Source organism: Pseudomonas sp. EZ-C24 (assembly GCF_014525325.1).
Lineage (GTDB): Bacteria > Pseudomonadota > Gammaproteobacteria > Pseudomonadales > Pseudomonadaceae > Aquipseudomonas > Aquipseudomonas shirazensis.
On sequence record NZ_JACDIU010000021.1, the window covers coordinates 86,685 to 100,278 of the forward strand.

Below are 13,594 nucleotides of genomic sequence, written 5' to 3' on the forward strand. Positions count from 1 at the left end.
CAGACAGCGCCGATGGGTATCAATGGATCAGGCCGACCCGCGACAGGTTGGGCAGGTGGCTGAGCTTGGGCTCTGGCCAGCTCATCCAGACTGCAAACGCCTTGCCGACGATATTGCGGTCCGGAACCATGCCATGCAGTTCCTTGGGAATGTTTGGATCATCCCAGAAACGGCTGTCGTTGGAGTTGTCGCGGTTGTCGCCCATCATGAAGTAATGGCCGGCGGGTACCGTCCATTGCTGGTCAGGCGGCATGCGGTAGCGGCTCATTTCCTTGCGGATCATGTGCTCGGCCGCGCCCAATTGCTCCTTGTACAGCTCAGCGCTGCCCAAGGTGCCTGGTTCGCTACCGACCAACTGCTCGGCGACCTGCTTGCCATTGACGAACAGGCGCTTGTCGCTGGTGTAGCCGATCTGGTCGCCCGGCAGGCCAACCACACGCTTGATGTAGTTGACGTTGGGGTCGCTCGGATAGCGGAACACCATCACGTCGCCCCGCTGCGGCTGACCAATCTCGATGACCTTCTTGTCGATCACCGGCAGGCGAATGCCGTAGGAGAACTTGTTCACCAGGATGAAGTCGCCCACTTCCAGCGTCGGTTTCATCGAACCGGAAGGAATCTGGAACGGCTCTACCAGGAACGAGCGCAGCACCAGCACGATGAACAGCACCGGGAAGAACGACTTGCCGTACTCAACCAGCAACGGCTCCTTGTTCAGCTTCTCGACCACGGCCATTTCTGGCTGGCTGACGCTGCCCTGATAGGTGGCAATCGCCGCCCGCCGGCGCGGAGCCAGGAACAGCAGATCGATCAGAGCCAACAAGCCACAGACGGCAACGGCGATGACGAGCAACAGCGGGAAATTTAGCGACATAGGACCTAGCTATCCAACCTGAGCACGGCGAGGAAGGCTTCTTGTGGAATTTCCACGTTACCGACCTGTTTCATGCGTTTCTTACCGGCTTTCTGCTTTTCGAGCAGTTTGCGTTTACGGCTGACGTCGCCGCCATAACACTTGGCCAGTACGTTCTTTCTGAGCGCCTTGACAGTGGTCCGGGCGACGATCTGCCCGCCGATGGCGGCCTGGATCGCGACGTCGAACATCTGCCGAGGAATCAGTTCTTTCATTTTCTCGGTCAGCGCGCGCCCTTTGTAGTGGGCGTTGTCGCGGTGCACGATCAGCGCCAGCGCATCAACCTTGTCGCCGTTGATCAACACGTCCAGCTTGACCAGGTTGGCCGACTGGTAACGATCGAAATGGTAGTCCAGCGACGCGTAACCGCGGCTGGTCGACTTCAAACGGTCGAAGAAGTCCAGTACCACCTCGTTCATTGGCAGATCGTAGCTTACCTGCACCTGAGTACCGAGGAACTGCATGTCACGCTGAACACCGCGCTTCTCGATGCACAGGGTAATGACGTTACCCAGGTGTTCTTGCGGCACCAGGATATTGGCGCGCACGATTGGCTCACGGAAGTCTTCGACTGCTGATACATCCGGCAGTTTCGACGGGTTGTCGACGTGAATGGTTTCACCGGTCTTGAGCTTGATCTCGAAGATCACGCTCGGCGCCGTGGTGATCAGGTCCAGGTCATATTCGCGCTCGAGGCGCTCCTGGATGATCTCCATGTGCAGCATGCCGAGGAAGCCACAACGGAAGCCAAAGCCCAGTGCATCCGAGCTTTCAGGCGCGTACTGCAGCGACGAGTCGTTCAGGGTCAGCTTTTGCAGCGCATCGCGGAAGTCTTCGAAATCATCGGAAGACACCGGAAACAGGCCAGCGTAGACCTGTGGCTGAATACGTTTGAAGCCTGGCAGCACTTCCACCTCGGGGGTGGAGCTCAAGGTCAGGGTGTCGCCGACCGGCGCGCCGAGAATTTCCTTGATGCTGGCAATGATGAAGCCCACTTCGCCTGCTTTGAGATCGGCGGTCTGGGTGTGCTTTGGCGTGAACACGCCGACGCTGTCGACCAGGTGAACCTTGCCGGTCGACTTGACCAGAATCTTGTCGCCCTTTTTCACGCGGCCGTGGCGCACGCGAACCAGGGACACGACGCCCAGGTAGTTGTCGAACCAGGAGTCGATGATCAGCGCTTGCAGTGGTGCATCGATGTCACCGGTTGGCGCCGGGATCTGCTGCACAAGGCGCTCGAGCACCTCGTCCACGCCCATGCCGCTCTTGGCGCTGCAGGCTACGGCGTCGGCCGCGTCGATACCGATGATCTTCTCGATTTCGTCCTTGACGCGGTCCGGATCGGCCTGGGGCAGGTCCATCTTGTTCAGTACCGGCATGACCTCAAGGCCCTGCTCGATAGCGGTGTAGCAGTTGGCCACGGACTGGGCTTCGACACCCTGGCCAGCATCGACCACCAACAACGCGCCTTCACAGGCGGCCAGCGACCGGCTGACTTCATAGGTGAAGTCTACGTGGCCGGGAGTGTCGATGAAGTTCAGCTGGTAGGTCTTGCCGTCCTGCGCCTTGTAATGCAGCGTGACGCTATGGGCTTTGATGGTGATGCCGCGCTCGCGCTCCAGATCCATCGAATCGAGCACCTGGGCTTCCATTTCGCGCGCCGAGAGGCCACCGCACATCTGAATGAAACGGTCGGCCAGCGTCGACTTGCCGTGGTCGATGTGGGCGATGATGGAGAAATTGCGGATATGACTCAAATCACTCACGGGTCACTACTCGAAATGGCTGCGAGCCGGACGCCCGCCGAAAAATAGCCGGGAATTGTACCTTAAGCCGCAGCCTTGTGGGAGATTCCTGATCGGCTGCAATCCCGCGTCGCTTGGCAGGCCGCCATGAAATTTTCATCCGTTTACAAAAAAGGGCAGCCGAAGCTGCCCTGTATCGCGCTGCCGCTATGCTTATTCAGCCAGCTTGAAGGTGATGAAGCTGGCGCGCCCTTGGCGCAGCACTCGCATCGACACCGAGCGATTCTTCGGCAGGTCCTTGGCGATCTCGGTGAACTCTTTGGCCGAGCCAATGGCCTGGTTGTTGAGGTGGCTGATGACGTCACCCGGACGCAGACCGATCAACGCCGCCGGACCATCCAGCACTTCCTTGATGACCACGCCCCCCTTGAGTTCGAGAGCTTTTTTCTGCTCGGCGGTCAGGTCCGAAACCGCTACACCGAGGCGGTTGCTGCTGCGCTCGGCACTGCCCTGGCCAGGTGTGGTGATATCGGCATCTTCATCAGGCAAAGCGCCGACAGTAACGTCGAGGTTCTGCCGCTTGCCGTTGCGGATGATCTCAAGCTTGGCCTTGGCGCCATCCTTGAGGCTGCCGACCAGGTGCGGCAGGTCGGCCGACATGACGATCGGCTGGCCATTCATGCTGAGGATGACATCACCGACCTGCAAACCGCCCTTGGCCGCTGGACCGTCTTCCAGCACCTGAGCTACTAGGGCGCCGGCAGGCTTGTCCAGACCGAACGACTCGGCCAGGTCCTTGTTGACCTCCTGGATTACCACACCTAACCAACCGCGGTTGACCTTGCCGTCTTTCTTGAGCTGATTGGAGACGTCCAGCGCCACGTCGATCGGGATCGCGAACGACAGGCCCATGAAGCCGCCAGAGCGGGTGAAGATCTGCGAGTTGATGCCGACCACTTCGCCTTTCATGTTGAACAGCGGGCCGCCGGAGTTACCCGGGTTGATGGCCACGTCGGTCTGGATGAACGGCACGTAGGTGTCGTTGGGCAGGGTCCGGCCTTTGGCGCTGACGATGCCTTTGGTTACCGAGTGATCAAAGCCGAACGGCGAGCCGATAGCCAGTACCCATTCGCCGACTTTGAGTTTCTCCGAATCGCCCAGCTTGACGATCGGCAGATCCTTGCCTTCAACCTTGAGCAAAGCGACGTCGGTGCGCGGGTCAGTGCCGACCAACTTGGCCTGCAGCTCGCTGCGATCGGACAGGCGCACGATGATCTCGTCAGCGTCGGCGACCACATGGTTGTTGGTCAGCACATAACCATCGCTGGAAATGATGAAGCCCGAACCCAGCGATTGCGCTTCACGCTGGCGGTCGCCGCGCGGCGAACGCGGCTGTTGTGGCATGTTGCGCTCGAAGAATTCACGGAACATCGGCGGCAGGCCTTCAAGATCAGGCATCTGCCCGGCAGCAATGCGCCGATCAGGCAGCTTCTGCTTGGTACTGATGTTCACCACCGCCGGCGAAGCCTGCTCGACCAGCGTAGTGAAGTCCGGCAGTGCTTCTTCAGCCTGGGCCGTCAGCACCTGGCCGAGCATCAGCACGGCGGCGAACATGGAGAGATAGGGTTTCAAGCGTGGTATTGACATACGGCTCCCGTCACAACGAGCGTAAATTGCATTAAGACCCCTGCAGATGCAGGAAAGGCCAGACCCCGAGGACTCTGACCTATAGAAAATTTACGAAGGGATTGCAAATGACATTGCGTTAATTTCATTTCAGCCGATTACGTGAAGGGCTGCAAACGCAGGCGCGCCGCTACTGGCTGGCCTGGGCATCCTGAGCACGCATGGACAATGCAACGCGCTCGGCAGTACCCAACGGGATCTCGCCAACCACCGTGACGATGACCTTACCCTTGGGAGTATTGAGGTAGCGCGAGACAGCCACGGTCGGACCAAGCTGCACGCGGGTATCGTTACCTGAATCATCCTTGACCGGCTCCAGAAATACCGAAAAACGAGTCAGCCCATCGTCATACATCAGACTGCTGACAGTGGTCTTGCGCGAAACATCACTGCGTACCGAGCTGTTGACCAACTCGAAACCGGGCGGCAACCAATCGGAGCGCCAACCACCTACTGCCGGCAACGGCGAAGCTGCAACTGCATGCTCTACAGGCTTGCACGCATCACTTGGGCGCATCGCTTGCTCGGTTGGCGGTGTGGTATCCAGACGAGTCATCTGGAAACGCTCCAGCAATTGACCCTTGTCGTTGAGCATCAACGAGCGCAGGGGCAATGCGGTCTGGCGGTCCAGATGCAATTCGAAGGCGTAGCGATGCTGGTCACGGGGGGTCAGGGTGATAATCACCGCATCGCGCCCGGCAACCCGCGACTTGCCGGCAACGCTCAAGTCGTACCAGCTCATCAGTTTGAGGGGGTCCAGCACTCGCGGGGCAGAGCTGGGCGGCGTCGAAACGCCACTCACCAGATCGCCACTGACGCACTGCACCTGACCGTCCACGCGGACGATCTCCTGAGCCGTACCATCGAGCTGCAACAGCCGCTCGCTGACCGATCCATTGGCAACGCGGTGCCAGATGTCGTGGGAAGAGAAGCTGCCGTTGCGTTCGTAAACGAACGAACCCTGGTAGCTCTGGGATTGCTCAGCTCGTGCCAGCTTGTTCAGCCACTCATTCGCCTGAGGCGAAGAGTTGGCTGCCAACGCTGGCACCATCATGCAACTGCCTACCAGCAGTGACAGAAGAGGTAGCGCGCGCATGATGCTCCTTAACTAGCGGTTTTCCAGGCTAGCGGCGCGGGCGTATGGCAGTGCAGTTTCAGTGCCCTTGAGCGCTGATTCCTGAGCGTGCTGCTTCAAGTAGCCCGGCAGACGCTTGTCCCAGCCTTCCTGGCTCTGCAAGACACCATTGGCCATCGGCCCGGTGGTCTGCTCGCTGCTCTCGCTGTAGCCAGCCAGAACTGCCGGACCTTGCGTTTGCGGCATGGTCAGACCTTGCTGAGCAGGCTGTTGCGCAGCCAGTTCGCTACCGGTGATTTCGTCCTGGTTATACAGTCGCACGCCGGCCAGTACTGCAACGGTTACCGAGGCAGCTACGGCCAAACGGCCGATGCTACGCCAAGGGCCTTGCTTGACCTTGGCTGGCACAGCCTCATCGGCCAGTGCAGCAGAGACCGCCGCAGCGATGTCCAGCTTGGGCAGCAGCAGTTCCTTGTGCATGGCTGCACGGGCAACCTGGTAACGCGACCAGGTAGCACGGGTGTCGGCGTCATCAGTGGCGCTCAAAACACGACGCAGCTCCAATTCATCCGCTTCGTTGTCCATTACAGCGGACAGCGATTCCTGCAAAGCTTCACGACTCATGGCGGTTCCTCTCTTGGCTGTAGCCGCTGTCTCAGGATTCCTGCAGCAACGGCTGCAAGGCTTTATCAATGGCCTCCCGAGCGCGGAAAATCCTTGAGCGCACGGTCCCCACCGGACATTGCATGACGCTCGCAATGTCTTCATAACTCAGACCATCAAATTCGCGCAAAGTTAGTGCCGTGCGCAGATCTTCTGGCAGTTGCTGGATGGTCCGATGGACGGTACCTTCGATCTCATCCCGCAACAACGAGCGTTCTGGGGACTCGAGATCCTTGAGACCATGATCGCCGTCATAGAACTCCGCATCCTCGGAGCTCACATCACTGTCGGGTGGCCTTCTACCGCGGGACACCAGATAGTTTTTCGCCGTGTTGATGGCGATGCGGTACAGCCAGGTATAAAACGCGCTGTCACCGCGGAAATTGCCTAGCGCCCGGTAGGCCTTGATAAAGGCTTCCTGCGCCACATCCTGGGCTTCATGGGTGTCGTGTACAAAGCGCACGATCAACCCGAGAATCTTGTGCTGATACTTCAGCACCAACAGATCGAACGCTCGCCTGTCGCCGCGCTGCACGCGCTCGACAAGCTGCTGATCCTCTTCCTGGGTTAGCATGAATACTCCTCAGTGAACTTGAAGGAGCATTGCAACAGCCACCGTTCAGGCTTGCAAACATAGACTCGGGCTTTGCGCAAAAGTTCTCCCCTCCAAGCAAGTTTCCTGCGGCCTCTGGTCGGCTCGCACGAAAAAGACGCAGTACGGTCACGGCCGGCCGCGTCATTGATCTGGTCTTGATTTACGCAGGTATCAGCCCATTTCGAGCTACTGCCCTGCGTCGCCTTGGCATTCGTGGCGTATGGGCAGCCTTCATAGGATTTCCAGCCAGACTGGAAAGTTCCCGGAAGATCGCCGTTGCGTGACAAGCGCCATTGGAAATCAGGCACCCGGGGCTGCTATAAAGGCATCCCGGCAACGTTTTCACGATAGTTTCACAATGCCATCTGCGCATCGCTATTGTGCCGTTCCCCTCCCCTAGATTACTAGTGCCCCGACATGAGCAAACAATTCCAATACGATGTCCTGGTGATCGGCAGTGGGGCCGCAGGCCTCAGCCTGGCACTCAACCTTTCGGATCACCTGCGCATCGCTGTGCTGAGCAAGGGTGACCTGGCCAATGGCTCGACCTTTTGGGCCCAGGGCGGCGTTGCCGCCGTGCTTGACGACACCGACACTGTGCAGTCGCATGTCGAGGACACCCTCAATGCCGGCGGCGGACTGTGCTCGGAAGAAGCGGTGCGGTTTACCGTTGAGCATAGTCGCGAAGCGATTGATTGGCTGATCGAACAAGGCGTGCCATTTACTCGCGACGAACACCCACCGGGTGATGACCGCAGCTTCGAATTTCACCTGACCCGCGAAGGCGGCCACAGCCACCGGCGCATCATCCATGCGGCCGACGCTACGGGTGCGGCGATCTTTACCACCCTGCTGCAGCGCGCCCGGCAACGGTCCAACATCACCCTGCTGGAGCAGCGCGTCGCCGTCGACCTGATCACCGAGCGCCGCCTTGGCCTGGACGGCGAGCGCTGCCTCGGCGCCTACGTACTGGACCGCAACAGCGGCGAGGTGGATACCTTCGGCGCGCGCTTCACCGTGCTGGCAACCGGCGGTGCGGCCAAGGTCTACCTCTATACCAGCAACCCCGACGGCGCCTGCGGCGATGGCATTGCCATGGCCTGGCGCGCGGGCTGCCGGGTCGCCAACCTTGAATTCAACCAGTTTCACCCGACCTGCCTGTACCACCCGCAGGCCAAGAGCTTCCTGGTCACCGAGGCGCTGCGCGGCGAGGGCGCCCTGCTCCGCCTGCCCAATGGCGAGCGCTTCATGCCGCGCTTCGACCCACGCGAAGAACTGGCACCACGGGATATCGTCGCGCGCGCTATCGACCACGAAATGAAGCGCCTGGGTGTGGACTGCGTTTACCTGGACATCACCCACAAGCCAGCCGAGTTCATCAAAAGCCACTTCCCGACCGTGTACGAGCGCTGCCTGACCTTCGGCATCGACATCACGCGCCAGCCGATTCCGGTGGTCCCGGCTGCGCACTACACCTGCGGCGGGGTGATGGTCGACGATCGCGGTCACACCGACGTGCCCGGCTTGTATGCCATTGGCGAGACCAGCTTCACTGGCTTGCACGGCGCCAACCGGATGGCCAGCAACTCGCTGCTGGAGTGCTTTGTTTATGGCCGCTCGGCGGCTGCCGACATCGAAGCGAGCCTTGACCGGGTCGAAATGCCGCAGGCTCTGCCTTGCTGGGATGCCAGCCAGGTTACCGATTCGGACGAGGACGTGATCATTGCGCACAACTGGGACGAGCTGCGGCGCTTCATGTGGGACTACGTCGGGATCGTGCGCACCAGCAAGCGCCTGCAACGGGCTGAACACCGTGTACGCCTGCTGCTGGATGAGATCGACGAGTTCTACAGCAACTACAAGGTCAGCCGCGATTTGATTGAGCTGCGCAATCTGGCCCAGGTAGCCGAATTGATGATTCGCTCGGCGATGCAGCGCAAGGAAAGCCGCGGCCTGCACTACACCCTGGACTATCCGGCGATGCTGCCCGAAGCGCGCGATACCATTCTCAGCCCGCTCTGAGCGGGCTCAAGAAGGCTGCGCCCAGCGCCTGCGACTGAACTTCAAGCGCAGGCGCAGGCGCCGGTGTTGCTCCAGCGCCAGCGCGTCAGGACAAACACACTGACTTTCGCTGAGGCGCCGCCCCGCTCGCACGAAACGCAATACCACCAGCCCCGGCAGAGCCATGCTGTCCGGCAGCAGGCGCACCGCCTGCCAGCCCTGGCTGCGGCTGTACAGCTGCCAGCCTTGGCTGTCGCGGCGCAGGCCGGTGATGGCGTCAGGATGAGTAAGCAGGATGCGCCGGGGAATGACCCAGCAGGCGTGTCTAAGGCAGCCCGCGGCGAGTGGCAGCAGCCACCAGCGCGGCTCGCTCAGCCAAAGCGCCAGCAATGCCAGCGCCAGACTCGCCAGATAGGCCGTCAGCAGTCGGCGTGAGCCCTGCCAACGGCACTGGAACTGCTCACTTGGGTTGGACACGGTCCAGAATGATCCGAACCATGCGCTGCAGCTCAGGGTCTTCAGACTCGCTGCGCTCCATGAACCAGCCGAACATGTCCTGGTCTTCACAAGCCAGCAAGCGCACGTAAAGCTCGCGGTCCGCTTCGTTCAGGGTGGCGTAGACTTCCTGGGTGAAGGGCACCAGCAGCACGTCGAGCTCCAGCATGCCGCGGCGGCTGTGCCAGAAAAGCCGGTTGATTTCAGTTTGTTCGACCATGGGACCCTCCTCGAATGGGCGGCGAGTATACCGCGCCGGGCACACGGCGGCACAAGGCGTTGGTCTAGTCACCTACCTATTTTGTTACCAGCGTTCTATGATGGCTACCAGTCTCAAGCAACCGCGATGACCCATGGCCGACTCTGCTTTCTATTGCTCCCTTGCCCACGAGGGCATCCTCGCCGTTCGCGGCTCCGACGCTGGCAAGTTTCTGCAAGGCCAGCTGACCTGTAATCTCAACTACCTAAGCCAGGAGCAATCGAGCCTGGGCGCGCGCTGCATGGTCAAAGGCCGTATGCAGTCGAGCTTCCGTATCGTGCCCGAGGGCAACGGCTTGCTGCTGGCGATGGCCCGCGGCCTGATCGATGCACAGCTGGCCGACCTGAAAAAATACGCGGTATTTTCCAAGGCCACGCTGACCGACGAAAGCGCCAGCTGGGTCCGCTTTGGGCTGGAGCACGCTGAGCAGGCCTTGCTCGCACTTGGCCTGGATGTGCCCGCTGAAGATGGCGCAACGGTCCGTGAAAATGGCCTGATCGCTATCCGCGTTTCCCCCGGCCGCGTCGAACTGTGGGTTCCGGCTGAACAGGCCCACAACGTGCAGCAGCAACTCGCTGGTACGCTCAGCGAAGGCAGCCTCAACGATTGGCTACTGGGGCAGATCCGCGCTGGCATTGGCCAGGTTTTCGAGCAGACCCGTGAACTGTTCATTCCGCAGATGATCAATCTGCAGGCGGTGGGCGGCGTGAGTTTCAAGAAAGGCTGTTATACCGGCCAGGAAATCGTCGCGCGCATGCAGTACCTGGGCAAGCTCAAACGCCGTCAGTACCGACTGGCTCTGGCCGTTGCCGATGTGCCTGCGCCCGGCAGCCAGATCTTTTCGCCCACCCACGGTTCTGCGGTTGGCGAAGTCGTGCTGGCAGCTGCCTGTGAACAAGGCTGCGAACTGCTCGCAGTGATCAGCGCCGACGCGGTAGAAGATGACAACCTGCACCTGCTCAGCCTCGAAGGGCCACGCCTGACCTTGCTGAGCCTGCCTTACGAACTGGACCGCGACCGGGAAATCCAGCGCTGACCAGCCTGCCCCGCACCGTGCGGGGCTGCCACACTGCGGTAGAGAATCTCCATGAACAGACTGGCCGAGATGGTCCAGGCGCAATTACTCACTGCCATCGCCAATGACGACCTGGTCCTGCCGACCCTGCCGGAAGTGGCACTGAGCATCCGCGAGGCTGCTGAAGACAGCGAGATCAGCGTTTCGGCCCTGAGCAGGGTGATCGGCCGCGATGCCGCGCTATCTGCGCGCTTGATCAAAGTGGTCAACAGCCCCCTGTTGCGCGCCGCCGTCGAAGTCACCGATCTGCACACGGCGATTACCCGGCTGGGCATCAACTACAGCTGCAACCTGTCGATCGGGCTGGTAATCGAGCAGATCTTCCATGCCCGCTCGCCTGCGGTGGAGCAAAAGTTGCGCGATATCTGGGCCACCAGCCTGGAAGTTGCCGGCATCAGCTATGAGCTGTGTCGCCGCTACACTGACCTCAAGCCCGATCAGGCGACCCTCGGTGGCCTTGTTCATCAGATCGGCGCGCTGCCGGTGCTGATCTATGCCGAAGAGCACAACGAGTTGCTGTCCGACCCGGTCTGCCTGAACTATGTGATCGAGCAGATCCAGCCGGTCCTGGGTGACAAGATCCTCAGTGACTGGGAGTTCCCCGAGCAACTGGTCAAGCTGCCTGGGCTAATCCAGGATCTGGATCGGCGCACCGACAAGGTCGATTACATCGACGTGGTGCAAATCGCCCGCTGCCTGAGCCAGCGCGGCCGCAGCCGGCCCCTGGCGGCACTGCCCGCCTATCGGCACCTCGGCCTGCCGCAGGGCACGGAACTGGAAGTAGCAGAGCTGCTCGAAGCGCGAAGCATGTTGCGCTGAGGGCTAGTGGCCGGGAAAGGGCTAAAGGTTCACGCGATCCAAGCCCTGGTCAGCAATAAAGCTGACCCTGACCTTCAAACCTCCATTTTCGCCGTCATGCAAACTGATCTGGGCCAGATGGGCCCGACAGATTTCCCCGACAATCGCCAACCCCAGCCCACTGCCTTGAGCACTACGCCGGTAAAAGCGCTCGAACACCCGCTCACGCTCAGCTTCAGGAATGCCCGGGCCATCATCTTCGACCTCGAGCACCGCCGGCGCCAACACACGCAAGATCACATTGCCGCCAACCGGCGTGTGCGCCAGCGCGTTATCGATCAGGTTGCTGAGCAGCTCGTTGAGCAAAGTCGGCTCGCCCTTGAGCCAGACCGGCGACTCAGCTTCCAGCGCCAACAACACACCACGGGCATGCGCCAACGGCGCCATGGCCATCCCCAACTCCCGGCTCAGCTGGCTCAGATCAAGCCGCTGCGCCCCGCCCTCGGCAATCGCCCGCGCGCCGTTTTCAACGCGCGCCAACGACAGCAACTGGTTGGCCAAATGGGTCAGCCGGTCAGTACCTTGGGCAGCCGACTCAAGGGTCTGCCGCCACTCCTGCGGGTCCTGCGAGCGCAGGCCCAACTCGACCCGCGCCTTGAGCGCTGCCAGCGGCGTACGCAGTTCATGCGCGGCATCGGCAATAAACTGCGCCTGGCGCTCGAACTGTGCGCGCAGCCGCTCGGTAAAGTGATTGAGCGCACGCACCAATGGCCCCAGCTCATGCTGCACCTGCACTGTTGGCAAGGCGCGCAGGTCGTCCGGCTGGCGCTCCTCTACCGCACTGCGCAAGCGCTCGAGCGGGCGCAGCGCTGCACTGACCGCGAACCAGACCATGACCAGCGCCGCCAGCGCCAGCATCCCCAGCCGCAACAGGGTATCGGCCATCAGCCCGCGGGCCATGCTCACCCGCGCCTCTTCGGTTTCAGCCACGCGAATCTCGGCCATGCCGTTCATGTTTGGCTCGCTGACCGCCTTGAGCAGGCTGACCACACGTACATCCTGGCCAAGGTAGGAGGCATTGTAGAAACGCGCCAAGGCCGGATAGTCGTCAGTGCGAGGCGTGCCGGGCGGTGGTGGTGGCAGCTTTTCGTACCCCGAGATCAAGCGCTGGTTGATGTCCAACACCTGGTAGTAAATGCGTCCGGCACTGTCGTAGGCGAAGGTGTCCAGCGCCACATAGGGCACATCGGCACTCAGTGTGCCGTCGCGCTGGGACAAGCCCGCAGCAATGGTCCGCGCCGACGCCAGCAGCGTACGGTCATAGGCAGTGTCCGCGGCCTCGCGGCCGTTCCAGTAGGCGCTCAGGCCGCTGGCCAGCATCAGTACCACCAGCAGCAGCGCAAGATTGCCCAGCAGCCGCCCGCGCAGGCTGGCGCCATCACGCATCACGGTGCTCCAGCAGGTAGCCAAGACCGCGGAACGTGACGATGGCAACCGCATGGCCGTCGAGTTTCTTGCGCAGCCGGTGCACGTAGATTTCGATGGCATCAGGGCTGGCTTCTTCGTCGAGGCCAAACACCTGCGCCGCCAGTTGCTCCTTGCTCATCACTCGTCCGGGCCGGGCAATCATTGCCTGCAGCACACTTTGCTCGCGCGAGGTCAGGGTCAGGTGCTCGTCACCCAGGCTGAAACGGCGGGTGTCGAGGTCGTAGACCAGCGGACCACAGCGCTGCTGGCGTTCGCCACCAAGCACACTGCGCCGCAGCAGGGCCTTGACCCGCGCCTCCAGCTCAGTCAACTCGAACGGCTTGGCCAGGTAATCGTCGGCGCCCAGGTTGAGCCCGTGCACACGATCCTTGACGTCACTGCGGGCAGTCAGCATCAGCACCGGCAAGGTCTTGCCGCGGCCGCGCAGCCGCGCCAGCACTTCAAAACCGTCCATCCGCGGCAGGCCGACATCGAGCACCGCCACCGCGTATTCCTCGCTGGTCAGCGCCAGGTCAGCGGCGATGCCGTCGTGTAGCACGTCCACAGTCAGGCCCTGACTCTTGAGCGCCTGAGCCACGCTTTCGGCCAGTTGCAGGTGGTCTTCAACCAGCAGCACTCGCATCGGTTTCTCCCTTCGGTGAAGTGGGGGCGCGTTAGTTGGCGCGGAGTGTACCGCCGTCGGCACCCCTGTGAAGCCCCAATATGACAAACCTTTCATGTTGAAAGGTTAGCGAAAGGTTGGCCGCCTAGCATCGGATCAAGAATGCCCCGAGCGTTCATAAGCACCAGCAAGGTGCAGAC

The 13,594-nt window shown here is 61.2% G+C and carries 13 protein-coding genes; 3 read left to right on the top strand and 10 right to left on the bottom strand.

Annotated features, from left to right (window positions below):
* Positions 1–19: 19 nt before the first annotated feature.
* The 6 genes from lepB to rpoE form a co-directional block, all read right to left on the bottom strand.
* Positions 20–874 carry a signal peptidase I gene (gene lepB, locus IDM28_RS17770; protein ID WP_101321884.1) on the bottom strand — a complete coding sequence of 285 codons (855 nt, stop codon included), beginning with the start codon at positions 872–874 and terminating at the stop codon, positions 20–22.
* Between the two features lie 5 nt (positions 875–879).
* The gene (gene lepA, locus IDM28_RS17775) at positions 880–2,679 is read right to left on the bottom strand and encodes a translation elongation factor 4 (RefSeq protein ID WP_103438390.1); all 1,800 of its coding nucleotides are present in this window, start codon (positions 2,677–2,679) and stop codon (positions 880–882) included.
* 192 nt (positions 2,680–2,871) lie between these two features.
* Positions 2,872–4,272 (bottom strand): DegQ family serine endoprotease, encoded by a 1,401-nt coding sequence (locus tag IDM28_RS17780; RefSeq protein WP_371918946.1) that lies wholly within the window; start codon positions 4,270–4,272, stop codon positions 2,872–2,874.
* Between the two features lie 202 nt (positions 4,273–4,474).
* Positions 4,475–5,440: a MucB/RseB C-terminal domain-containing protein gene (locus IDM28_RS17785; protein WP_101321887.1), complete on the bottom strand. Its 966-nt coding sequence runs from the start codon at positions 5,438–5,440 to the stop codon at positions 4,475–4,477.
* Positions 5,441–5,452: 12 nt separating this feature from the next.
* A complete protein-coding gene (locus IDM28_RS17790) occupies positions 5,453–6,043 on the bottom strand; it encodes an RseA family anti-sigma factor (protein ID WP_101321888.1) in 591 nt (196 codons plus the stop codon).
* A gap of 31 nt (positions 6,044–6,074) precedes the next feature.
* Positions 6,075–6,656, bottom strand: coding sequence for an RNA polymerase sigma factor RpoE (rpoE, locus tag IDM28_RS17795; protein ID WP_011535354.1), 582 nt, complete (start codon positions 6,654–6,656; stop codon positions 6,075–6,077).
* Between the two features lie 438 nt (positions 6,657–7,094).
* On the opposite strand from rpoE, the gene nadB reads away from it, so the two are divergent.
* Entirely contained in the window at positions 7,095–8,699 is a 1,605-nt protein-coding gene (nadB, locus tag IDM28_RS17800; RefSeq protein ID WP_188036581.1) for an L-aspartate oxidase, read from the top strand.
* 6 nt (positions 8,700–8,705) lie between these two features.
* On the opposite strand, the gene IDM28_RS17805 is transcribed toward nadB, so the two are convergent.
* Positions 8,706–9,155 carry a protein YgfX gene (locus IDM28_RS17805; protein WP_188036582.1) on the bottom strand — a complete coding sequence of 150 codons (450 nt, stop codon included), beginning with the start codon at positions 9,153–9,155 and terminating at the stop codon, positions 8,706–8,708.
* Positions 9,139–9,393, bottom strand: coding sequence for a succinate dehydrogenase assembly factor 2 (locus tag IDM28_RS17810; protein ID WP_101321895.1), 255 nt, complete (start codon positions 9,391–9,393; stop codon positions 9,139–9,141). The genes IDM28_RS17805 and IDM28_RS17810 overlap by 17 nt, the downstream gene beginning before the upstream one ends.
* 133 nt (positions 9,394–9,526) lie before the next feature.
* On the opposite strand from IDM28_RS17810, the gene IDM28_RS17815 reads away from it, so the two are divergent.
* Positions 9,527–10,468, top strand: coding sequence for a YgfZ/GcvT domain-containing protein (locus IDM28_RS17815; protein ID WP_188036583.1), 942 nt, complete (start codon positions 9,527–9,529; stop codon positions 10,466–10,468).
* A 51-nt stretch (positions 10,469–10,519) separates the two neighbouring features.
* Positions 10,520–11,326 carry an HDOD domain-containing protein gene (locus IDM28_RS17820; RefSeq protein ID WP_101321897.1) on the top strand — a complete coding sequence of 269 codons (807 nt, stop codon included), beginning with the start codon at positions 10,520–10,522 and terminating at the stop codon, positions 11,324–11,326.
* Positions 11,327–11,347: 21 nt separating this feature from the next.
* Here the strand turns inward: IDM28_RS17820 and IDM28_RS17825 are convergent, their stop codons facing one another.
* Both IDM28_RS17825 and IDM28_RS17830 read right to left on the bottom strand, forming a co-directional pair.
* The gene (locus IDM28_RS17825) at positions 11,348–12,751 is read right to left on the bottom strand and encodes a sensor histidine kinase (RefSeq protein ID WP_188036584.1); all 1,404 of its coding nucleotides are present in this window, start codon (positions 12,749–12,751) and stop codon (positions 11,348–11,350) included.
* Positions 12,744–13,415 carry a response regulator gene (locus IDM28_RS17830; RefSeq protein WP_101321899.1) on the bottom strand — a complete coding sequence of 224 codons (672 nt, stop codon included), beginning with the start codon at positions 13,413–13,415 and terminating at the stop codon, positions 12,744–12,746. Before IDM28_RS17830 ends, IDM28_RS17825 begins: the two co-directional genes overlap by 8 nt.
* Between the last annotated feature and the right edge of the window lie 179 nt (positions 13,416–13,594).

What these genes read in the sequence shown, in the direction of transcription:
- lepB (WP_101321884.1), bottom strand. Translation starts at nt 874, where the DNA reads ATGTCGCTAAATTTCCCGCTGTTGCTCGTCATCGCCGTTGCCGTCTGT.
- IDM28_RS17780 (WP_371918946.1), bottom strand. Translation starts at nt 4,272, where the DNA reads ATGTTCGCCGCCGTGCTGATGCTCGGCCAGGTGCTGACGGCCCAGGCT.
- IDM28_RS17785 (WP_101321887.1), bottom strand. Translation starts at nt 5,440, where the DNA reads ATGCGCGCGCTACCTCTTCTGTCACTGCTGGTAGGCAGTTGCATGATG.
- IDM28_RS17790 (WP_101321888.1), bottom strand. Translation starts at nt 6,043, where the DNA reads ATGAGTCGTGAAGCTTTGCAGGAATCGCTGTCCGCTGTAATGGACAAC.
- rpoE (WP_011535354.1), bottom strand. Translation starts at nt 6,656, where the DNA reads ATGCTAACCCAGGAAGAGGATCAGCAGCTTGTCGAGCGCGTGCAGCGC.
- nadB (WP_188036581.1), top strand. Translation starts at nt 7,095, where the DNA reads ATGAGCAAACAATTCCAATACGATGTCCTGGTGATCGGCAGTGGGGCC.
- IDM28_RS17810 (WP_101321895.1), bottom strand. Translation starts at nt 9,393, where the DNA reads ATGGTCGAACAAACTGAAATCAACCGGCTTTTCTGGCACAGCCGCCGC.
- IDM28_RS17815 (WP_188036583.1), top strand. Translation starts at nt 9,527, where the DNA reads ATGGCCGACTCTGCTTTCTATTGCTCCCTTGCCCACGAGGGCATCCTC.
- IDM28_RS17820 (WP_101321897.1), top strand. Translation starts at nt 10,520, where the DNA reads ATGAACAGACTGGCCGAGATGGTCCAGGCGCAATTACTCACTGCCATC.
- IDM28_RS17825 (WP_188036584.1), bottom strand. Translation starts at nt 12,751, where the DNA reads ATGCGTGATGGCGCCAGCCTGCGCGGGCGGCTGCTGGGCAATCTTGCG.
- IDM28_RS17830 (WP_101321899.1), bottom strand. Translation starts at nt 13,415, where the DNA reads ATGCGAGTGCTGCTGGTTGAAGACCACCTGCAACTGGCCGAAAGCGTG.